A 23,513-nucleotide genomic window follows, 5' to 3' on the forward strand; every position below is an offset into this window, starting at 1 on the left:
ACGAGCGCTATAATATAAACAAAAATGCAAGTTGGCAAATCTTTTATTTAATTTTTAATTCAAACGCTCAAAATAAAAACAAATCTATCTAAATTTCATCATTTTTAGGTTTTTCATAGCGAATTGCATTGATATACCACAGCTTTTTGCCCAAAGGTGTGTGTACTTCTACTTCATCATCGACTTCTTTACTCAATAGTGCACGTGCCATAGGTGACTCAATGGAAATATGCTGAGGATGGTGATCATAAATTTCATCTACCCCGACAATTCGTAAGGTTTTTTGCTCCCCTTCTTCATTTTCAATGTCGACCCAAGCACCAAAGTAAACTTTGCCTTCTTGCTCAGGTGAGTAATCAACAATTTTTAACTCTTCTAAACGCTTTCCTAAGTAGCGTACTCGTCGATCAATTTTTCTAAGGAGCTGCTTGTTATATTGATAATCTGCATTCTCACTACGGTCACCGAGGCTTGCAGCCCAATTTACTTTTTTCGTAATTTCTGGTCTTTCTTCATGCCAAAGTTGTTTTAATTCAGCAACTAATTTGTCATGGCCTGACCGAGTGATTAAGTTAGATTTCATGATTAAAAACCACTGATTAACAACATAAGGGTTACAAGATGTAGCATTTTATACCCTATTTTCTCACATCAGAAGTGTATAAATTTTCTTCCTTAATAAATTCATGTTGTTATGATGATATATCGGATATTTAATTGTACAAAATTTGACAATACTTTTTTTCAATATTATGATGCGCGCATCTTAAATGTTGAGTATTTTTTAACCCACTCAAAAACTATGTAGATTTTCTACACAGTTTGCTTTTTTCATTTCATGTCATTTTGAATGACGTCATGACTGCCCACCCCTTATTGAATTTATCAACTTTTAGAAGTTATGGCAGCTTTTTGTCTGACTTTTAGGGCATAAATTACCTGTAGCGGAGACAACATGCACAGTAATTCAAGTTCTGGGTCGAGGCTTGGCCTTAGCTCTTTATTTTCTTCTCTCCCATTGAAAGTTCTTGCGCTCAGCACTATGTTTTTTCCCTTTCATAGTATCAATGCAGGAAAAACCCTACAGTACAATACTGTAGTTAACACAAACACATTAACAGTGGTTGCTGTAGAAAGCCCAACGACTGTTTTTAAAGAAGACCAGTTTTTACACGGCTTCGGTTATGACTTAGCGCGTAACTATGCACAAAGCTTAAATGTAAAGTTGGACTTCAAAATCGTGACAGACAATGCCACGGCGCTTAAGTGGGTTCAGCAAGGTAAAGCAAATCTTGCCATGACAACCGCAAGCTTAAGTTCAATCGAGAACAAAGGATTAATGTCTTTTTCTGCAAGTTGTGGTGATATCGTAAATTTGCAAAAAAATGGATTAAATCCGAATCTAAGCTGGGTGTTTAAACAAGCAGATGACCCGCTTACACAAACAGCAAGCGGTTTTGTTTGTCAAAGCAAACAAAATGGCCTAACTCAGCAACTTGCTTCTTTTTATAACCGTAATGTTGTAAAACCAGAAGCTTGGTCTACGATTCAACGTGACTTAAGTGCACGTATACCGATTTACAAAGCAAGCTTTAAACAAAGCGCTGCTCAGTATGATTTAGACTGGCATTTGCTTGCAGCGATTGGTTATCAAGAATCGTACCTAAAACCGGAGTCTGTTTCACCAACAGGTGTACGTGGGTTAATGATGTTAACCAATAGTACAGCTCGGGCAATGGGTGTGAGTAACCGTAACGATCCAGCACAGAGTATTCAGGGCGGTGCGAAATATTATGATCTCATGTTAAGTGAGTATGATGATATTCCTTTCCCAGATCGCAACTGGTATGCGCTTGTGGCTTACAATATGGGACCGGGTGCAGTGAACCAGATTCAAAAGCGCTTGCAAGCCCAAGGGAAAGACCCGAACCAATGGGTTAATCTCTATAATTATTTGCAGAGTAACAAAACTCGCAATGGTCGATACAAACAAGCGGTTCAGTATGTGACTCGTATACGTGCTTATCTTGAGCACATTAAAACGGCACAAACGCGAATTAATATCTAGTTTTTATCATCTAAAAGTTGATAAATTCATTGTTTGTATAAATAAAAAGCTTACCTCTCGGGGTAAGCTTTTTATATGAATTCTTTTTCAGTTTAAGCGGTTTGCTCTAATACTTTTTTGAACAAATCTTTTTGTTCTTGGCTTGGTTTAGCTGTTTGTAAAGCCATTAACTGAGACATATCGCCTTGAACTTTTATTTTACCAGTCATGAATGCCTGCATAGCAGCTGCCATATCAAACTCAAGGAATACTTTACGTAAAGTTTCAGCATCCATGTTTAATGTAGTTTTGGCATTTGAAGACAAACCTTTTTGGATTTTACCCCCATCTAACGCTAATTCGGTATTTCCAGAAGCATCTGTAACTACTAAATTAATTGCCAAATTCGCAAGAGCTGGTGGCAAATTAAGATCACCTGCTTCAGCAGTTAATTTTTCGACAGTCGCAAACCAATCATCAGTTAAAAATGCAGGCATGATTCTTCCTCAAATTTATTTGTTCAATTTCTCTAGTGTTGCCTATCCAGACAACATCGTGTGAAGCACTTCTGCTTGAGCGTTGTTATAGCATGTAATTTTAAGGTTGAGCTATGACTTTTTGTACGGAACATTCATTTTTTAGTATTTTGATACATTAAAGACACTTGTTTATAAAGTGCCTTCAATTGACTTATTAATTCGTTTTATTCAGCAGCAAAGCTTAAGTTCACTACATCTAAACGTTTTTTCAGCTCTTCCGGATCTTTAAAGTCTAATTCGCGCTGCGAGTCAAGAACTTCGAAATCGAACAAATCACGGTCAGCAAGTTGTGAAGGTGAAACGTTCTGTAACGCACCAAAAATGCTGTGTAAACGTTTTGGATACTGTTTGTCCCATTCACGAAGCATTTCATTGATCATGGCACGTTGCAAGTTCTCTTGTGAACCACAAAGGTTACACGGAATAATCGGGAACTTACGTAACTCTGCATATTTGATAATGTCCTTTTCTTCAACATAAGCCAAAGGACGAATCAAAATATTTTTCTTATCTGACGATAAAAGCTTAGGTGGCATTGCCTTTAAGCTACCGCCATGGAATAAGTTCAAGAAGAAAGTAGCAATGATGTCATCACGGTGATGCCCTAGCGCAACTTTGGTTGCACCAATTTCTTGAGCAAAGCCATAAAGCGAACCACGGCGTAAACGTGAACACACAGCACAGTACGTTTTACCTTCAGGAGTTAAACGTTTGGTAATGCTGTAAGTGTCTTTTTCCAAAATGTAATACGGAATGTTATTTTCTTCCATATAACGTGGTAAGACATCTTCAGGGAAACCAGGCTGCTTTTGGTCAAGGTTAACCGCAACAATATCAAAATTGATTGGTGCAATACGTTTGAACTGCAATAAAATGTCGAGCAAGGTATAACTGTCTTTACCACCAGACACACACACCATGACCTTGTCACCATCTTCAATCATATTGAAGTCACGGATGGCATGTCCAACTTGACGGCGAAGCTTCTTAAGCAAACGATAATAGGCCGAGCTTGTTGGAAGTTCAGGCTTAAAATTAAATCCTTCGTTGGACTCAACTGGCGCGTACATAGACGAGATATACCCATAAATAAAAATACCGCGCAATTTTATATGATTCGGATGAGAATCGCATCAAAAGAATAGTTTCAATTCTTGAAGTCGTCATAATGCTCAGGCATGATGCAAAAGCAGTGCGCCATTTTGACCGATGAGTTCATTTTTTTACGCAAAATGCTTACTTTTTGGACTTTTCCACAGTTTTCCACAAAACCTGTGGATAAAATTGTGGATTTCTTAATACTTGACAAACTGTTTTGACCTTCTGTTAAGGGTTTTATTTAAATTGATCATTTTTTAACCAATGATTTTTACCCTTATTTTTCAAATAGTTATTCAAGTCAATAGAATCATTTTAAAAAATTTTTTTTAATTTTTTTTGATGATCATTCGAGCAAAACTGCTTGATTTTTTCAAAGAGTCAAAATAAAAAAAATTACACAAAACTTCTTTAAGTAATATTTTTTGATAAACTCTTTGACAAGTTTTGAGACCCTAAAATTGTGAATAACATAAAATGAAAAATTCGGTTCAATATCTTTTTTCTTGTTTACTGGGGATGACCACTTTTTCGGTAGGTATAACGCCGACTTCAGCAGGTCAGATGTACATTTACCAAGACAAAAACGGCAGTACTTTACTGACAAACCGTAAAAGTTATGACCATTCACTCAAAAAAGTAAAAGTCACCTACTACCCAGATAGTAATATTCATAGTTATAGCAACTGGGGGACTTCAGAAGCTTCGGTTCTACCAAGCTATAGCAAAAACAAAAATGCTTTTGATCATATTATTAAGCAGGCAGCACAACAGCACGGCGTTTCGGAAGGATTAATCAAAGCCGTTATGCATACCGAGTCTGGCTTTAACGTAAATGCCCGCTCTCCGGTTGGTGCCCAAGGTTTAATGCAGCTTATGCCGGCTACTGCTCGTCGTTTTAACGTATCTAACGCTTATGATCCTCAGCAAAACATCTTCGCTGGTGCTAAATATTTAAGTTGGTTGCTCAAACGTTTTAACGGTAATACGCAAATGGCGCTTGCCGCTTATAATGCAGGAGAAGGAAACGTCGATAAATATGGCGGTATTCCCCCATTCCGTGAAACCCAAGATTATGTTCGCCGAGTCACAAGCCGCTACCAAAACTTATATTCTTCTGGTGTAGGCCTTTCTTCTTTTAGCAATTCGAGTATTTCTGCCCAAGCGATAAACCAGCCAGCCATACCGCACAGTACTTCGACGCAAGTCTCTGCTCAGCCTATTAAGTATTCTTCTTCGCGCCAAATCGTTACATTGCCAGATGGTACATATACAGATGCACCTACGGGAACTTATGTCACCAATAATGCAACTGCTATTGCACATATCCGGATTGAGTAAGCTTTAAAAGCCTCATACCTTACGGTTATTTATTTAGCGGACCCTATTGTCAAAAAATTGTAATGATCTATTACCCCCACTGTCGTGTTCAGAGGGGCTTTCTAATAACTTGTTTAATTTAAATACATTCTTAGATCGCAAAGAATGTATTGATTCCTTATTTTTTTCTTGAATTTTTCCCCTAAGCGCCGCATATTAGCTGTGTGATTTATAATTTATAAATCAGATAATATTTTATTTATAAGAGGATTTTCTCAATGATGCGGATTGGTTTGTTTTTGCTTACCAACCTCGCGGTACTGGTTGTAGCTGGCATTATTTTGTCACTCTTCGGTGTCGGTAGTTACCATGGCGCGGGTGGCTTAAATCTAGGCAACCTTTTAGTCATCTGTTTTGTGTTCGGTATGGTGGGCTCTTTAGTCTCTCTATTTATGTCCAAATGGATGGCTAAGAAAACTACTGGTACAGAACTGATTGACCCAAATGCTCCTCGTAACCAAGCTGAAAGCTGGTTATTGCAAACAGTCGCTGAACTTTCTCAACGTGCTGGTATTAATATGCCAGAAGTTGGTATCTTCCCTTCATATCAGTCTAATGCCTTTGCAACAGGCTGGAATAAAAATGATGCCTTAGTTGCCGTTTCAAGCGGTCTACTTGAGCGTATGAACAAAGATGAGCTACGTGCTGTACTCGCGCACGAGATCGGCCACGTTGCAAATGGTGACATGGTTACACTCGCACTCATTCAAGGTGTAGTAAACGCCTTCGTTATGTTCTTTGCTCGTGTAGTAGGTGACTTTATTGACCGTAATGTCTTTGGTCGTCAAGACAATGAAGCCCCTGGTATGGGTTATTTCATCATTACAATGGTTCTAGATATCGTGTTCGGTATTCTTGCCTCTGCCATTGTGATGTGGTTCTCTCGTTACCGTGAATACCGTGCAGATGAAGCCGGTGCACGTTTAGCTGGTAAACAAGCGATGATTTCTGCTTTATTACGTTTGCAAGCTGAAACAGAGTTACCTGACCAAATGCCAAAAGAAATGAAAGCATTCGCAATTGCGGAAGGTAAAGAACAAGGCTTTAGTTTAGCTGCATTGTTCCAAACTCACCCTACAATTGAACAACGTGTGGCAGCTCTACACCAATTAGATTGCCCATAAAACGTTTAATGTAAAAATAAAGCCTCCAAATGGAGGCTTTATTTTTTGATTACATGGTTTGATAAAGTCCCCAAAGGTAACTTGCACCCCACCACAAAGCTAAGCCAATTAATAGCAGTACAAACGCACCTAATAAATCGGGTATGTGCAACCATAACCAACTCACAACAGGGTTACGCCAGAAGGCCGACTGTTGTTGCTTCTTTTCGAGCTTTTCATGTAAATACGGATGAACGACATGAATATCACTTTGGATCGCATATTCTTCACGAATATGCGTATGCACCACATCTAATGCTTTTCGACTTGGTCGTATAAAAATATCGAAAATAGTCCCTGCAACTGGAACAAAACCGACTACGGCATCGACTACAGCAAGTTTGATCACTGGAGTGAGCTTATGCTGAGGCACACCTATTTGTTTAGCCTTATAAATGGCATAACACGTCAGTGCGAACCCAGCGACATCACCGGCAATTGGAATAGTACTTAAGGCAGCATCAGCGCCAATACCCTGCTTTGTAAAAGGAATACGGACCGCACTATCCATCATGGTTGCGAACTTGGCAAGATCCCGTTCTAGGGCGATAACCTGCTGCTGTGTTAATTTTTTTTCTTGAGGCATCAAAATCAAATATAAGAAGAAAAGTTAATCTTAATATACTTGATTTGATGCCCGTTTTTAAATTGTTTACTTTTAGGTTGAAGCTTTCGATTTAAACAGTGAACGTAATAACACGTACATGACCGGAATAAAAAACAGAACCAGCACAGTACCAAACATCACGCCACCTAAAATACTAATACCGATTTCTTGACGACTAACCGCACCAGCACCTTGAGCAAACACAAGTGGAATTACGCCTGCACCAAAGGCTAAAGAGGTCATTAGAATCGGTCTTAATCGTAAGCTCGCACCTTCTAAGGCTGCCTGAATGGCATTCTTACCTTTTTCTTGCGCTAAGGCCGCGAACTCAACAATTAAAATGGCGTTTTTACATGACAAACCAATAGTCGTTAATAGCGCAATTTGGAAATACACGTCATTTGGCAAACCAAAAATATAAGAGAAAATCACACTTCCTCCTACACCAAGCGGAATAGATGTCATCACGGCAGCAGGAATACTTAAGCTTTCATATAAAGCAGCTAAACATAAGAAAATAAATCCAGCCGAAATTAAATATAACCACACAGCCTGATTAGTCGACTTCTGTTCTTCAAAAGATAAACCTGTCCACGCTAAACCAATATCTTTTTGTTGGTTAACAAGTTGTTCTACATCTTTCATCGCTTGGCCAGAACTGCTGCCACTCGCAACATCTGCTTGTAGTTGTAAAGCACTATATCCCATATAGCGTTTTACAATTTCCGGCGCCCCGCCCCAGCTAAAGTTGGCAAATGAACTAAAGGGAACCATTTCATTTTGGTCATTACGTACAGACCAGTTATATAAATCTTCCGGTTTAGATCTAAACTCGGCATCACCTTGAATCATGACACGTTTAATACGTCCCCGATCAATAAAGTCATTTACATAAGTTCCGCCCCATGCGCTCGACAAAGTATTATTAATTGCCGATAGCTGTAGTCCATTTGCTAGTGCCTGTTTCTGGTCAATCTTAATATTAAGATTTGCCTTACTATTGGTTGACTGCTTATCAAAGTTTTCGAAAGTTGAATAATTTTTACTTTGAGCCTGCAATTGACGGAAGGCACTATCTAGAAAATCTTGCCCTTGCCCATTCAAATCCTGAATCCATAAATCCAGACCATCTGTTTGACCTAAGCCATTAACTGAGGCAGGTAAAGTCACATTAATCTGTGCATTATTAAAATGACTAAAGTATTTCATGGCACGCTTTTGTATAGCCTCAGCCGAGTTTTCTTTTCCTGTTCGGACATCCCATGGTTTTAAAGCAATAAACCCTTGTGCCAAGTTTTGTCCTGTGCCCGAATAATTTCGTCCATAGCGGATTAAAACCAAATCTACATTTTTATCTTCTTGAGTTAAGAAATATTGGCGGACTTGCTCACCAATTTTCTGGCTTTGAGAAATTGGTGCGCTGTCTACGAGCTTAATTTGAACACTTAAAATTCCTTGGTCTTCTTTAGGAATAAAACCGCTTTTTAAACCGTTATAGAACAGCGTAAAAACGGCAATTAAAGCCACAAAAATCACAATAACTGATTTACTGTAATGAATACTCGTCTGAACAAGCTTGATATATTGATTTTTAAGTTGCTCAATCTTTTGGTTAAACCATACGGCCCAACGCTGAGGTTGAGGGTTTGGTTTTAAAATTAATGCACATAAAGCCGGTGTTAAAATGAGCGCAACAATAAGCGACAACGCCATAGCGGCAACTAAAGTAATAGAAAACTGACGGTAAATCACCCCAATTGAACCGCCTAAAAAGGACATTGGAATAAAAACAGCAGTTAAAACCAACGTAATTCCGACTAAGGCACCACTAATTTCCCCCATCGACTCAATTGCAGCTTCTTTAGGAGATAAGTGCTGTTCATGCATGAGCCGCTCAACATTTTCGACGACCACGATTGCATCATCGACTAGCAAACCAATCGCGAGTACCAGCGCAAATAACGTTAAGGTGTTAATACTAAAACCAAGCACATATAAGACAGCGAAAGTTCCTAAAATCACAACTGGAACGGTAATACTCGGAATGAGCGTAGCACGCCAGCTTTGTAAGAACAGGAACATGACCAAAATAACCAGAATAATCGCCTCTACCAGAGTCTTTACTACTTCCTTAATTGACTCTTGAACAAAGGGCGTATTATCTCGCGGATAAACGATTTTATAACCCGCTGGTAGTTTCGTTGTAAGCTGATCTAGAGTTTGGTGGATGAGCTTAGAGGTCTGAATTGCATTTGCACCCGAAGATAAAGAAATACCCAAACCTGCGGCAGGATAGCCATTAATAGTGTTAAAAGACTGATAGTTTTCTGCACCTAGCTCAACTCTGGCAATATCTTTTAAATACACATAACTCGCCGTTTTATTCGACTTCACGACAATATTTTTAAAATCCTCAACTGTTTTTAAACGAGAACCTGCTGTGACTTTTGTATTTAAATATTGACCGTCAATTACGGGTAAGTCACCAATTGCCCCTGCGGCGACCTGAGTATTTTGTGCGGTGATTGCATTCGCTACATCACTTGGCATTAAATTATATTGTTTTAATTTATCCGGATTTAACCAGATACGCATGGCATATTGTGAACCAAATACATCAGTTTCGCCCACCCCTTCAATACGGTTCAGGTTATCTACCACATGCGTAGTTAAATAGTCCGATAGCTCAATGTTTCCTGTTTTACCAGTCGAGTCATATAAGCCAATTACCATAAAAGTGTCACCCAGTGACTTACTTACCGTAACACCTTGGCGTTGAACTTCATCCGGTAAGCGACGTATTACGCCACTAATACTATTTTGTACTTGGACCTGAGCAGTATCCGGATTTGTTCCGTTATCAAAACTTATGGTAATTCGACTACGTCCAGATGAGTCACTTGATGAACTAAAATAGAGTAAGTGATCAATCCCTTGTATTTGCTGTTCTAAAATTTGAGTAACACTTTGCTCAACCGTTTGTGCATCTGCACCACTATAGTTGGCCGACACAGTAATTTTAGGTGGAGCAATGTCTGGATACCGTTCTACAGGCAAATTCATGACCGAAAAAATACCGAAAGCCATAACAATGATCGCCAATACATTGGCAAAAATGGGGCGTTGAATAAAAAATTTAGATAGCATGGCTGCTCGGTATGATGTCGTTAATTAACAGAAGTAAATGCCGCTTCGAGACCTTGTGATGATCAACGAGCGGTATAAAAAAGACAAGTAGAATTAAACAATAAATGTAATTAAGACAAAAACAAAGCGTGATTGAATATTTCCAACAAACCAATAAAAAACCAGTTAACGAGTGTCACTTAAAATTCATGAATTCTTCATGATCATGTCAAACAAGGCCCTGAAACTTGAGTCGTTTCAACTAAAACAATATGAGTAGCATTATGTTTAGAAAAGCACTTTTATGCTTAAGTTTAATTAGCTTGGTTGGTTGTAATGATGACGATAAAACTGAAACGACGCCAACCACGCCAGAATATCAACTTCCTAAAATTCTAGTAGTAGGACACCGCGGCGCTAGCGCTTTACGTCCTGAACATACTTTAGCTTCATATCAAAAAGCGATTGATGACGGCGCAGATTTCATTGAACCGGATCTAGTCTCTACAAAAGATGGCGTATTGGTTGCCCGCCATGAAAATGAGATTGGTGGAACAACCAATGTAAGCACTTTAAGTCAGTTTGCAGACCGTAAAAAAACAAAAAATATTGATGGCGTCGACTTAACCGGTTGGTTCACGGAAGACTTTACTTTAAGTGAATTACAGCAACTTAAAGCGCGTGAACGTATTCCTGAGTTTCGACCAGCCAACACAGCTTATAATGACCTTTACCCTGTCCCGACTCTAGAACAAATCATTGAGCTTGCCGAAGCTAACTATAAAAAGACGGGGAAAATTATAGGCTTATATATTGAGACGAAACATCCGACTTATTTTAAAAATCAAAATCTGGCAATGGAAGATACTCTTCTAAAAACCTTAGCCAAATATAAATATACACGTGATATTGCACCTGTCTATTTACAGTCTTTTGAAGTTCAGAATCTAAAAGATTTAAAAAGGGAGCTTGACCTTCATAAGACGCTTAAACACGCACAAATTATTCAGCTATACGACTCAAAAACATCTCGACCAGCAGACTTCGTAGAGTCTGGTGACACTAAAACTTATGCTGATTTAGCCACAGCACAAGGGTTAAAAGATGTTGCCAAATATGCAAATGGTGTAGGACCAAGTAAAGGTTACATACTGACCTTTAATAATGATGGCTCTTATAAAACTAGTACGTTTATTTCTGATGCACATACGGCTGGTTTAAAAGTACATCCTTATACTTTCCGACCAGAAAACAACTTCCTACCAGCGCCGTTAAAGTGCAGCCCAGATAAACCTGCTGAACGTTGTCCAACTGGTGCGTTAAAAGAGTTTGAAGCCTATTTCAAGGCAGGTGTTGATGGCGTCTTTACCGATGACCCAGCACTCGGTCGCGAAGCTGTCACTAATTTTGAAAAAGCTGCAAAATAACTCAATCTTCATAAAAAAACAGGGCAATGAATGCCCTGTTTTTTTATTTATCAAGACTGTTATTAAAATATAAAGGAATCCACTGATACTGCTCAGCATTCACTTTATACACATGACCAATTCCTGGGAACGGTAAATGTGGAGCAGCTACCCATTGTTGCTTATTTGAAATTTCAGCAAACATTTTTAAACGAGTATTAATTGCCTGCTCTGAATTTACATCAAAATCTACCCCAGTTTTTGGAGCATCAAACTGTAAAGAATGTGAGTGGACAATATCACCAACAAAGACAATTTGTTGCCCTTTACTCTTCAAACGGAAGCTATGATGTCCCGGTGTGTGCCCTTGTGTATTGATTACTTCAAAACCTTGAATAACATCACCATCTTTAAAGGTTTTGAATGCTTTTTTTGCTTGATAAGGTGCAAGTGCAGCTTTTACGTTTTTAACAGTACCTAAATAATTTTCTTTTTTATCCGCTGGTACAGTTTTTTCATTTGCTGGATTTAACCAATAATCTGCTTCACGCTCATGAGCATAGATGGTTGCATTAGGAAATACCGCTTTTCCATTTTGAGCAATACCGCACACATGGTCTGGATGTAAGTGGGTCAATAAAACAGTTTTCACATTGGCAAGTTGATAGCCCGCTAATTCAAGATTTTTAGCAATTGAACCCAACTGTGGGCCAAAACAACTCGCAGCTCCACTGTCAACCAGCGTCAAACTTTTACCATCATCAACTAAAAAGGCATTTACTGAAGTCTGAATCCCCTTCTCATTTACAGCAGCATATTTCGTTAAAATTTTAGTTTTTTCAGCCGGACTTAAATTTTTAAACAATTTCGGATCTAGATAAATAGTGCCATCGAGCAAGGAAGTTATCCGATAATTACCAAATTGATGATGGTAATATCCGGGTACTTGTTGAGCTGAAGCTGGTTCTGCATAGCTTATATGCAAGCTACCCATGATAAGTCCTAAGGCTACAAATAGTTTTTTCATCTCTTCTTCTCTATGGAGTTATAAAGTCAAAATCTTTAAAAAAGATTTAATATTTTTTTAAGGGCTGCACTATATAATGCATGAAAAGTGTCAAAAATATAAGTGAATGGATAGTTATTCTCCCTATAAAGGTAAAAGTGGCCTAAAGCGCATCTTGAACGCTACCAGTTATTCAATTTCAGGATTTAAAGCTGCTTATCAAAATGAAGCTGCATTTCGGCAAATTGTTTTAATTAATCTTGTACTCATCCCTGTCAGCTTTTTCCTGGATGTAACTCGCGGCGAACATGCCCTGATGATCATTGTCTGTTTATTTGCCATCATTGTTGAGCTCTTCAACTCTGCCATTGAAGCAGTGGTTGACCGAGTTTCACTCGAGAAACACCAACTTTCCAAAAATGCGAAAGATATGGGTAGTGCCGCTCAGTTTGTTGCACTTTCTATTATTGTTGCCACTTGGCTTATTATTTTATTTGGATAAAAAAAACCATGCTTATAAATAGATAAGCATGGTTGTAACAAAAGAGGAACTTCTAGCTGCTGTTCCTGTTTTAATTTTAGGGTTCTGAACTTAACTTATTCTTAAAATTACTGGAAAAATAAAAAAATCCCTGCGAATGCAGGGATTTTTTTTTGGGTTAAAGCGTTGATGCGTTATTACATCATTCCGCCCATACCACCCATACCGCCCATATCTGGAACAGCTGGTTTGTCTTCAGGAATGTCAGTAATCATACATTCTGTAGTTAACATTAAGCCAGCAACAGAAGCAGCGTGCTCAAGTGCAGAACGAGTTACTTTAGCTGGGTCAAGGATACCCATTTCTAACATATCACCATATTCGCCAGTTGCAGCGTTGTAACCGAAGTTACCCTCACCATTCTTAACAGCGTTGATAACTACAGATGGCTCATCACCAGCATTCGCAACGATTTGACGAAGTGGAGCTTCGATCGCACGGCGTAAAATGTTGATACCAGCTGTTTGATCTTCGTTAGCGCCTTTTAAGCCTTCAAGAGCATTTACAGCGCGAACAAGCGCAACACCACCACCAGCAACAACACCTTCCTCAACTGCTGCACGAGTTGCGTGAAGTGCGTCGTCTACGCGATCTTTCTTCTCTTTCATTTCAACTTCAGTTGCTGCACCGATTTTAATTACAGCAACACCGCCTGCTAACTTAGCAACACGTTCTTGTAATTTTTCACGGTCATATTCTGAAGTAGATTCTTCGATTTGAGCACGGATTTGTTGAACACGCTCAGCGATAGCAGCAGCATCACCAGCACCGTCAACAATAACTGTGTTTTCTTTAGAAACAGTGATTTTGTGCGCTGTACCTAAATCTTGAAGAGTTGCTTGTTCTAAAGACATACCAACTTCTTCAGAAATAACTGTTGCGCCAGTCAAGATCGCGATATCTTGAAGCATTGCTTTACGACGGTCACCGAAACCAGGAGCTTTAACAGCACATACTTTGATGATACCGCGCATGTTGTTTACAACAAGAGTTGCAAGCGCTTCACCTTCAACATCTTCAGCGATGATAAGAAGTGGTTTACCAGTTTTAGCAACTGCTTCTAAAACAGAAATCAATTCACGAATGTTGCTGATTTTTTTATCAACAAGAAGAATGAACGGATTTTCAAGTTCAGCAGTTAAAGTATCTTGTTTGTTTGCAAAGTACGGAGAGATATAACCACGGTCAAACTGCATACCTTCTACAACGTCTAATGCGTCTTCGAAGCCAGAACCTTCTTCTACAGTGATTACGCCTTCTTTACCTACTTTTTCCATTGCTTGAGCAATAAGTTTACCAACAGTAGTATCAGAGTTAGCAGAGATTGAACCTACTTGTTCAATTGCTTTGAAATCATCAGCTGGTTTAGCAATAGAACGGATATTTTCAACTACAGTTTTTACTGCAATGTCGATACCGCGTTTTAAATCCATTGGGTTCATACCAGCAGTTACTGATTTGATACCTTCATTTAAAATTGCTTGAGCAAGTACAGTTGCAGTTGTTGTACCGTCACCTGCGATGTCGTTAGTTTTGCTTGAAACTTCACGAACAAGTTGAGCACCCATGTTTTCAAACTTGTCTTTTAATGAAATTTCTTTTGCAACAGTTACACCGTCTTTAGTAATGTGCGGCGCACCGAAAGAGCGGTCGATCACAACATTACGACCTTTAGGACCTAAAGTCACTTTAACCGCATCTGCAAGTACGTTTACCCCTGCAATCATTTTTGAGCGAGCTGAATCACCAAATTTTACGTCTTTAGCTGACATATTAAACTCCGAATCTTTTTAAATACTGAATCTGATAATGAATTGAGTTATGGATCGATTAGCCTTCTAATACAGCTAAGATGTCTGACTCTTTCATGATTAAGAGTTCTTCACCATTTACTTTAACTGTTGTACCTGCATAAGTACCAAATAACACCTTGTCACCAACTTTAACATCCAAAGCACGTACGCCGTTATCAGTGATTTGACCATTGCCTACTGCAATTACTTCACCTTGAGATGGTTTTTCAGCAGCAGAACCTGGCAATAAAATACCGCCAGCAGTTTTGGTTTCTTCTTCTACGCGACGAATCACAACGCGATCATGTAATGGACGAATGTTGCTCATAATTAACTCCATCAGACTTAGTCTTTTTGATTAATCGTTATTGCTTTAATCCAGAGCAATAACAAAATATTTAGATGTCACTTTTGTGGGGATGAAAAAAATGGCTTCAAGGGGAAAATGAAAAAAAATTCTATTTTTTTGGTCATTTTTTAACAGGTTGTGAAGAGTTTTTATTAAATTTAAAGCACAAAATAAAAGAGGCTATTTTCATAGCCTCTTTCCTAAAGTTAAATATTCATACTAAACAATAATTTGCTGGTTGTTTAGTAATTCGTCTAATGTTGTATTTACTTGATTTAGAGTTAACAGTGACACACTATTAAACATTGTACCTTCGCCATCTCGGTCAAGACTAATAGTCGTGTTCCCAGCATCTTGCTCTACAGTAATAAATTTAGCTAATGCGCTTACATCTTTAGAATAGTCAATTAATAGTTCACTTAAATCGATTTTGTCAGCTTGAAGGTTAGTTCTTATATCACCTAAAGTAAAATCTAACACCGTGTCATGTCCATTCCCGCCAGTCGCATCTTGGCTATTTAGCAATTGGAACAGAATGGTATCAGTACCTTCATTAGTGATATAGGTATCGTTACCTTCACGCCCATTCAAAATGTTATTACCAGAGTTACCTGTTAAAAGATTATCTAAAGCATTACCTGTTGCATTGAGATGAGCAGAACCAACCAGTTCCAAGTCTTCTACATAACGCCCGCTTTCAATTAATATTGATCCACTTGTTTCATTATTGAACACCCATTGAGAATTCCCTACTAAACTAAAACTGACAGAACTAATTATTTTATCATGTCCACCAGAATCGACATCTCTGGAACCAGATTCAACAAGCTGACTCTCCCAATAGCCACTTTCCACCCAAACATCTTCATAATGACTTGTATCAACATAGATATCTTCATAATGACTCGTATCAATATAGACATCTTCATAATAGCTAGTTTCAACCCAAACATCTTCATAATGCCCCGTATCAACCCAACCCATTTGTGACCGTACATAAGTGAGTTCGTAGCCTACCTGCCATTGACCTGTTACAGCATCATAATATTGCTGTACATATTGACTGTATTCACTCTCTGGGGTGCCATTATCTATATAAGCCATTCCATATTGAGTTTGATAAATATTTAGTACAACTTCATGCACATTTGGAATCCATTGTGTTTCATAAAATGCATTTGTTATCAATTTTTGTTCATAATATCCACTAACAAGCCATTCCTGTTCATAATGCCCTTCATTAATCCATTCTGGATACATATAGCTATTATCAATCCAAATTTCTTCATATATTGCATACGGCTCAACAGTATATTCTTGAACAAAATCACTTATATGATCAATTATATACGTATTATCCGTAGCATCACCTTTAAACTGATCAACAGTGATTGTAGGTAAATCATTAATCGCTTTGTTGATAGTTTCACTACGATTTCCTGCACGATCAATAACAGTAAGGTCAAATGACGTTGCAGTCCCATACAGATAAGTAGAGAAAGTTCCATCTGCCATGACCGTAGTACTCGTTACGGAAGGTTCTTGATCAGCAAAATAATATGTAATTTCAAGAGTAGCATTGCTTTCGGCATGTCCTACCAGCCAATTACCCCATTCATTTATGGCAAGCTGGGTGACCACTTTCGGTGCTGTTGTATCATTTATAGCAACAATCGTTGTACGCACACTCTCATTTTGATTGGCATCAACTACTTTTACCGTCAATGTTTCTCCATGCCAATATTGTGACCATAATTGTGTTAAGAAACTACCTTCACTTCCGACAGTAGTCTGACCAACTAAATTATTATTAGCATCAAAAATATTAACTGTTGAATATGCTTCCGCTTGTCCTGAAAGTACATTTCCATCTTCTAAGACAAGCTGAGTTGCTGCATTTGGTGCGACAGTGTCTATAGGTGCGGTAATTTCGGTGTAAGCGCTTTGATAGCCATTTTGCTCCACAACAACGCGTAAAGTTTGCCCATTCGCCTGAGGTGAATATAACTGGATATTAAAATGCTCTGTTTCGTCTACAAAACCACCGCCAATATAATTACTATACACATCATAAATACGCACCACACTATTTGGTAAAGCAGTTCCCTCAATAAAGAAACCATTTTCAGATATCACAACATGATTTGCTGAAGGTGGTGCATTAATATCTGCATTAAAAGTAATATTAAATGGCGTACTTATATTTTTGGCTAAATCTGTTGCCGTGATAAATAACTGCTCTCCACGTAATAGTGGTGGATAAATACTAGCATTGAAATATCCCGCTTCATCCGATTGAAATTCTGCTCTAAAATCTCCATCCTCATCCATTACCTGAATGATTGCTTTTGAATCAGTTTGCCCAGTAATACCATAACCATCATTGTTAATTACCACTTCATTAATTACTGGAGCAATATTGTCTAAAGGCGCAATAATTTCAGAGATTAGGCTATATTGATTCGTATTCTGATCATAAACTCGAACTTGTAATGTCTGTCCCTGTAGATAGTAATCATTTAACTGAATAGCAAAACTACCATCTTCATTCACAGCATTATTCCACCCTCCGTTAATGGTCTGACCATCAGTAGATGTAACAACAACCGACATTCCTACTGTCGCCTTACCTGTCAGAATATGACCATCTATATCCAGTTTTAGCTCTGTTGCAGCAATTGGTGAGTTGGTAAATACTGGTACTAATTCATGTACAACTTCACTGCGGTTACCTGCTTGATCTTTGACAACAATACTTAAATTTTGTGTCTGGTATTGACTCAGATTAATCCATTGATTAAATGTGCCATCGTACCAAACATAAGTTGTTGTGATAACTGCACCATATTGATCAATAATTTCAACAGTTGAGTTTGGCTCCGCCTCACCAAAAAGCAATCCGTCTGAGGTTAATGTAATATTTGCTGCTGCTGGCGGTGCGACATTATCAATTAAAGCATTTTGCTTCACTTCAACACTTCGGTTACCAGCTATATCTACAACGATGAAAGTTAATTCCTCTCCATGTAAATAAACCTGATTGAAATAACCTATCACGTTACCTTGGCTATCAACATATCCCCAACCAGCGCGATTGCCAAATTGATCTAGTACTTCAATTCGAGTATCTGCTTCAGCATGCCCCGTAAAGTACTGACCATTTACATCAAAAACAATATTCTCAATTTGATTAGGTGCGATATCATCAATCAAAGCATTCTGCTTGACCTCTGTACTACGGTTACCTGCTCGGTCAACTACAACAAAAGTAAGCTCTTCTCCATGTAAATAGACTTGATTAAAAGAACCTGACACATTACCAATACTATCTACATAACCAGAACCTACGACCTCACCCGCAGTATTTTTAACTTCGATTTGGCTATCGGCTTCCGCTTGCGCTGTAAAGTTTTGTCCATTTTTATTTAAGACGATGTTTTCAATCGGATTTGGTGCAATATCATCAGTTAAAGCATTTTGCTTATATTCAATACTTTGATTACCTGCTTTATCTATAACAATAAAAGTGAGTTCCTCACCTTTTAAGTAAACCTGATTGAAGTGACCGGACACATTACCAGTACTATCGACATAACCATAGCCAACAAACTCACCCGCAGCATTTTTGACACTAATAAAACTATTGGCTTCTGCTTGTGCTGTAAAATTTTGCCCATTTTCATTAAAGATGATGTTTTCAATCGGCTTTGGTGCAATGGTATCCATCAAAGCATTTAACTTCATTTCATCACTACGGTTACCTACTCGGTCTATAACAACGAACGTTAATTCTTCTCCATGTAAATACACTTGATAGAAGTAACCCGTCACATTACCAGTGCTATCGGTAGAGCCCCAACCTATCTGACTACCAAATGAGTCAAAAATTTCAATCTGACTATTTGCTTCTGCTTGTGCCGTAAAGCTTTGGCCATTTGCATCAAATACAATATTTTTAATCGGATTTGGGGCAATATCATCAAGCGGCGCCTTAACTGAAACAGCTTCACTCACATTTCCAGCTCGGTCTTTAACAGTGACTGTGAACTCTTCACCATGTAAATTGTAAGTTCCGAAAGAAATAGTGAATGTACCATCAGCATTTACACTCTGATTCCACGTATTCACCTGTTGACCATTTTGATCAAAAATCTGAATGAAGGTATTTGGCTCTGCTACACCCGAAAGGGATGAACCATCTTCACTAAAGACCAGATTACTTGCAGCTACAGGAGCAGTATCATCAAGTGGCGCTTTTACAGTAACCCCGCTACTCAAATTACCAGCCCGATCTACTACAACCACCTTAAATTCTTCGCCATGCAAGTAATTAGTATCTAATGAGACGCTAAATGTTCCATCCCAATTAACATTATTATTCCAAAGATTTAATAATTGACCATTCTGATCAAATATTTGAATCGTAGCATTTGGCTCAGCCATACCAGTTAGATATGAACCATCTTCGCTAAATACTAAATTAGTCGCATTTTCTGGTGCTGTATTATCAAGAAAGGCTGTTTGTTTTACTTCAACGCTGCGATTACCGGCTTGATCAATCACAACAAAAGTGAGTTCCTCACCTTTTAAATAAACTTGATTCAAGTAACCCAAGACGTTACCAGCACTATCTACATAACCAGTACCTACAACCTCACCCGCAGCATTTTTAACTTCAACTTTGCTATTTGCTTCTGCTTGCGCTGTAAAGTTTTGACCATTTTCATTAAAGATAATGTTTTCAATCGCATTCGGAGCAATGTCATCAATCAAGGCATTCTGCTTGACCTCTGTACTGCGGTTACCCGCTCGATCAACTACAACAAAAGTGAGTTCTTCACCATGTAAATAGACCTGATAGAAGTAACCAGAAACATTACCCATGCTATCGGTTGAACCAGATCCTATGACTTCACCAGCAGTATTTTTGACTTCAATTTGAGTGTTTGCTTCTGCCTGAGCTGTAAAGTTCTGTCCGTTCGCATCAAGTAAAATATTCTCAATCGGATTTGGTGCGATATCATCAATCAAGGCATTCTGCTTGACCTCTGTACTGCGGTTACCCGCTCGGTCAACGACAACAAAACTGAGCTCTTCTCCATGTAAATAGACTTGATATAAATAACCTGACACGTTACCAGCGCCATCCACATAACCTGAACCTACAATCTCACCAACAGCATTTTTAACTTCAATTTGAGTATTTGCTTCTGCTTGCGCTGTAAAGTTTTGACCATTGATATCTAATATAATATTTTCAATCGGATTTGGCGCAATATCATCAATCAAGGCATTCTGCTTAACCTCTGTACTACGGTTACGCGCTCGGTCAACTACAATAAAAGTGAGCTCTTCGCCATGTAAATGCACTTGATACAAATATCCTGAAACATTACCTGCACTATCTGCTGATCCATAACCTACGACGTCACCGTTATTATTTTTGATTTCAATTTGGCTATTTGCTTCTGCCTGAGCTGTAAAGTTCTGGCCATTGAGATCTAATACAATATTTTCAATCGGATTTGGTGCGACGTCATCATTCAAAGCACTCTGCTTGACCTCTGCACCGCGGTTACCTGCTCGATCGATCACGACAAAAGTAAGTTCCTCACCGTGTAAGTAAACTTGTTGAAAATAACCAGATACATTACCTGAGCTATCGGTGTAACCAAAACCAATCTTATTTCCAGTCTGATCTAATACATCAATAGAACTTCCGGCTTCTGCCTGAGCTGTAAAACTTTGGCCATTTTCGTTGAAGATGATATTTTCAATCGGATTTGGTGCAATGGTATCAATTAAAGCATTTTGCTTAAATTCGATACTGCGATTACCTGCTCGATCTATAACAACAAAAGTGAGTTCCTCACCGTGTAAATAAGTTTGATTGAAAGAACCAGAAGCATTACCTGCACTATCTGTAGAACCCCAACCTGTCTGATTACCCAATGAATCAAAAACTTCGATCTGACTATTTGCTTCCGCTTGTGCTGTAAAGTTTTGGCCATTTGCATCAAGTAAAATATTTTTAATTGGATTCGGTGCAATATCGTCAAGTGGCGCGTTTATTGAAATAGCCTCACTCACATTTCCGGCTTGGTCTTTAACAGTGACTGTGAATGCTTCTCCATGTAAATTGTTACTACCTAAGTAAATAGTAAATGTACCGTCAGAGTTAATGGTGTTATTCCATATATTCACTAGCTGACCATTATGATCAAAAACCTGAATCGTAGTATTCAGTTCTGCTACACCTGTAAGATATGAACCATCTTCTGAGAAAACTAAATTGCTGGCTGGTGTAGGAGCAACCCTATCAGCGGTAATTACAGTATCGGTGCTTACTTGCCCACGAGCATCCTTAATTGATAAGAAGAACTGCTCACCATCAACAAGAGGACGGTCAAGCTGGAGCTTAAAGTAACTTGATCCATTCCAACCGTTATCTTCACCGACTTTAATTTCGGCTACAACGTCACCTTTGGCGTCTTTAACAACGAGAGTACTATTATTTTCAGCTTGCCCACTTATTACGCCATCCGAAGTAAAGCTATCTACATGGGGGGCAAAAGCATAGTTAGGTGCTTGTATCTGAGCTGCTAAACTTACGTTTCCATTTACATCTGTAGCCGTGACATAAACTGTCTCAGCATTGGTTAAAAATGTACCTAGTTCTATTGAGAAACTTCCACTCTCATCGGTCCAGTTATTCCAAAACCATTTATTAAGAATATTTCCTTGCCCATCTTTAACTAAAATTTCAGAGAAAGGTTCTGCATGACCATAAACTAAATCACCAGCATCATTGAAATTTAACTCCGTTGGAGCAGGTGGAGGAGTCAGATCTACGATGATATTTTGCTCAGGACTCATTAACCCTTTATTATCAATAATTTGAACGGAAATTTTCTCTCCATCAATTAAAGGGCGGTTTACACTCAAGCTAAAATGACTAAAGTCACTCCAACTATTATCATCACCTAATGTAACCTTTCCTAATTCATTGCCATCAGTATCACGTACAATTACCGTACTATTATCTTCAGCAACTCCAGAAATTAAGCCTTCTTGTGTAATACGTTCAACATGTGGAATATAAGCAAAGTTTGGAACCTCGATTAGGGTTTCACTCGTATTTTGATTTTTATCTAATACTTGTACAGTAACCGTTTCGCCTTCTTTTAAAAATTGGAACACTTGTAAATTTGCAAAGCCTTGCTCATCGGTAAAACCTGTAGCAATTAAATTGCCTTCTCCAGAAAATGCACGAATAAAGCTGTTAGGTTCATTAACATGTACTGATAAAGTTTCACCACTAATATCAAAATGTGGAGTTTCTAAAAATACTGCTGGAGTATAGTCTGCAGTAATATATTGTGGATGGCCTGAAATATTATCTTTATCTGTAGAAATAATAATTTGGGTGCCTTCCTCCAAAGGTTGGTCGAGAGACAAAGTAAATGGTCTGACTTCACCTAATGCCATTACACTAAATGGTGTAATACCAGAGCTATCAAATACATTAGAATTAAATTCTTGTAGAATATTTCCATTCTGATCTTTTACAATAAAATGACTACCTTCAGTCGCATAACCACTAATCACGCCTTCTGGACTAATTCGTGTAATACTAATAGCTGGAACTTCAGTAACTAGCCCAATTGATGAATTTTCACTGCTATAACCACTATAAGTAGCGACTGCGTAAACTTCTTGATTTGAGTTAATTGAAAGATCTTGTAAAGTAAATTTGCCTTCTTCATTAGTTATTGTACTTGCAAGCCAATCACCATTTTTATTGTAGATATCGACCTTACTTCCTTTATATGCACTACCTGAAATGATAGCTCCATCTATATTGTTGAAAGTTAGTGAATCTAGGGTTGGTGAATTCGGAGTATGATCCACATTATAATTTTGGGTATGTGTGATAATGGCTGTATTGCCAGCTTGATCAGTAAGACTAATATCAATTGATATATTGGTTTGCGGCTCTACTGACCAAAGAAACTCTGCTGGAATTTCGGTAACCCATTCTTGCGTGACTTCATCAAAATGAAAGTTATAAGTAACATTGTCTAATGTCGTATTTACTGATGTCAGTGAGCTATTTAAATCTGTGGGTAAATTAGCTATTTCAAGTCTTATAGAAATAACTTGATCTTTTTCAACTAGACTTATTGTATTGTCTTCAGTAATCGGCTTTACAATCACTGTGGTTGATTCAACATTTAAGGAATTATCTACAACAACTTTTTGTATAGCAGATTCTGAGATATTGCCTGCGAGGTCTGTCACTACAGCTTTATATTGGTAAATACCATCAGCTAAATCTTTTTGATTTAATGTCGTCTCCTGCCAAGTTTTACCTTCATCTTTTGAAACTTCATAGTGGTCTAGTAAAGCGGCTTGTTCCCCAATCACAATCGGTTGAACTAGCTTTAAAGTAAAACTA

14 protein-coding genes are annotated in these 23,513 nt (G+C 38.2%); 5 read left to right on the forward strand and 9 right to left on the reverse strand.

Annotated elements, in window-relative coordinates:
• Nucleotides 1–88 precede the first annotated feature (88 nt).
• On the reverse strand, nt 89–583 hold the full coding sequence (gene greB, locus R5R67_RS16795) for a transcription elongation factor GreB (protein ID WP_000841361.1): 495 nt from the start codon (nt 581–583) through the stop codon (nt 89–91).
• Nucleotides 584–955: 372 nt separating this feature from the next.
• On the opposite strand from greB, the gene R5R67_RS16800 reads away from it, so the two are divergent.
• Nucleotides 956–2,068, forward strand: a complete 1,113-nt coding sequence (locus R5R67_RS16800; protein WP_001984613.1) for a transglycosylase SLT domain-containing protein — start codon at nt 956–958, stop codon at nt 2,066–2,068.
• A gap of 92 nt (nt 2,069–2,160) precedes the next feature.
• Here the strand turns inward: R5R67_RS16800 and R5R67_RS16805 are convergent, their stop codons facing one another.
• On the reverse strand, nt 2,161–2,544 hold the full coding sequence (locus R5R67_RS16805) for an SCP2 sterol-binding domain-containing protein (protein ID WP_001110719.1): 384 nt from the start codon (nt 2,542–2,544) through the stop codon (nt 2,161–2,163).
• A 206-nt stretch (nt 2,545–2,750) separates the two neighbouring features.
• Nucleotides 2,751–3,656, reverse strand: coding sequence for a tRNA 2-thiocytidine(32) synthetase TtcA (ttcA, locus tag R5R67_RS16810; protein ID WP_000271249.1), 906 nt, complete (start codon nt 3,654–3,656; stop codon nt 2,751–2,753).
• A gap of 505 nt (nt 3,657–4,161) precedes the next feature.
• On the opposite strand from ttcA, the gene R5R67_RS16815 reads away from it, so the two are divergent.
• Together R5R67_RS16815 and htpX are read left to right on the forward strand one after the other, a co-directional pair.
• Nucleotides 4,162–5,025 carry a lytic transglycosylase domain-containing protein gene (locus R5R67_RS16815; protein WP_000798650.1) on the forward strand — a complete coding sequence of 288 codons (864 nt, stop codon included), beginning with the start codon at nt 4,162–4,164 and terminating at the stop codon, nt 5,023–5,025.
• Nucleotides 5,026–5,282: 257 nt separating this feature from the next.
• Nucleotides 5,283–6,188, forward strand: coding sequence for a protease HtpX (htpX, locus tag R5R67_RS16820; protein ID WP_000984535.1), 906 nt, complete (start codon nt 5,283–5,285; stop codon nt 6,186–6,188).
• A gap of 49 nt (nt 6,189–6,237) precedes the next feature.
• Here the strand turns inward: htpX and R5R67_RS16825 are convergent, their stop codons facing one another.
• Nucleotides 6,238–6,813, reverse strand: a complete 576-nt coding sequence (locus R5R67_RS16825; RefSeq protein ID WP_001135456.1) for a DUF4112 domain-containing protein — start codon at nt 6,811–6,813, stop codon at nt 6,238–6,240.
• 72 nt (nt 6,814–6,885) lie between these two features.
• On the reverse strand, nt 6,886–9,981 hold the full coding sequence (locus tag R5R67_RS16830; RefSeq protein ID WP_000949244.1) for a multidrug efflux RND transporter permease subunit: 3,096 nt from the start codon (nt 9,979–9,981) through the stop codon (nt 6,886–6,888).
• 263 nt (nt 9,982–10,244) lie between these two features.
• Here R5R67_RS16830 and R5R67_RS16835 point away from each other — a divergent pair, with 263 nt between their 5' ends.
• Complete coding sequence (locus R5R67_RS16835; protein ID WP_000488511.1) at nt 10,245–11,387, forward strand: glycerophosphodiester phosphodiesterase; 1,143 nt, start codon at nt 10,245–10,247, stop codon at nt 11,385–11,387.
• Nucleotides 11,388–11,430: 43 nt separating this feature from the next.
• Here R5R67_RS16835 and R5R67_RS16840 read toward each other — a convergent pair whose 3' ends face one another.
• Nucleotides 11,431–12,393, reverse strand: a complete 963-nt coding sequence (locus tag R5R67_RS16840; RefSeq protein ID WP_000732902.1) for an MBL fold metallo-hydrolase — start codon at nt 12,391–12,393, stop codon at nt 11,431–11,433.
• 106 nt (nt 12,394–12,499) lie between these two features.
• Between R5R67_RS16840 and R5R67_RS16845 the strand changes: the two genes are divergently transcribed.
• Complete coding sequence (locus R5R67_RS16845) at nt 12,500–12,874, forward strand: diacylglycerol kinase (protein WP_000379022.1); 375 nt, start codon at nt 12,500–12,502, stop codon at nt 12,872–12,874.
• A gap of 176 nt (nt 12,875–13,050) precedes the next feature.
• Here R5R67_RS16845 and groL read toward each other — a convergent pair whose 3' ends face one another.
• The 3 genes from groL to R5R67_RS16860 form a co-directional block, all read right to left on the reverse strand.
• A complete protein-coding gene (groL, locus tag R5R67_RS16850; protein WP_001274625.1) occupies nt 13,051–14,685 on the reverse strand; it encodes a chaperonin GroEL in 1,635 nt (544 codons plus the stop codon).
• A gap of 58 nt (nt 14,686–14,743) precedes the next feature.
• Entirely contained in the window at nt 14,744–15,034 is a 291-nt protein-coding gene (groES, locus tag R5R67_RS16855) for a co-chaperone GroES (protein ID WP_000065579.1), read from the reverse strand.
• Nucleotides 15,035–15,274: 240 nt separating this feature from the next.
• A partial coding sequence (locus R5R67_RS16860; protein ID WP_318755019.1) for an Ig-like domain-containing protein occupies nt 15,275–23,513 on the reverse strand: 8,239 nt, incomplete at its 5' end.

It is taken from the genome of Acinetobacter sp. OYA S30, from assembly GCF_033599315.1.
GTDB classification, from domain to species: Bacteria; Pseudomonadota; Gammaproteobacteria; order Pseudomonadales; family Moraxellaceae; genus Acinetobacter; species Acinetobacter baumannii.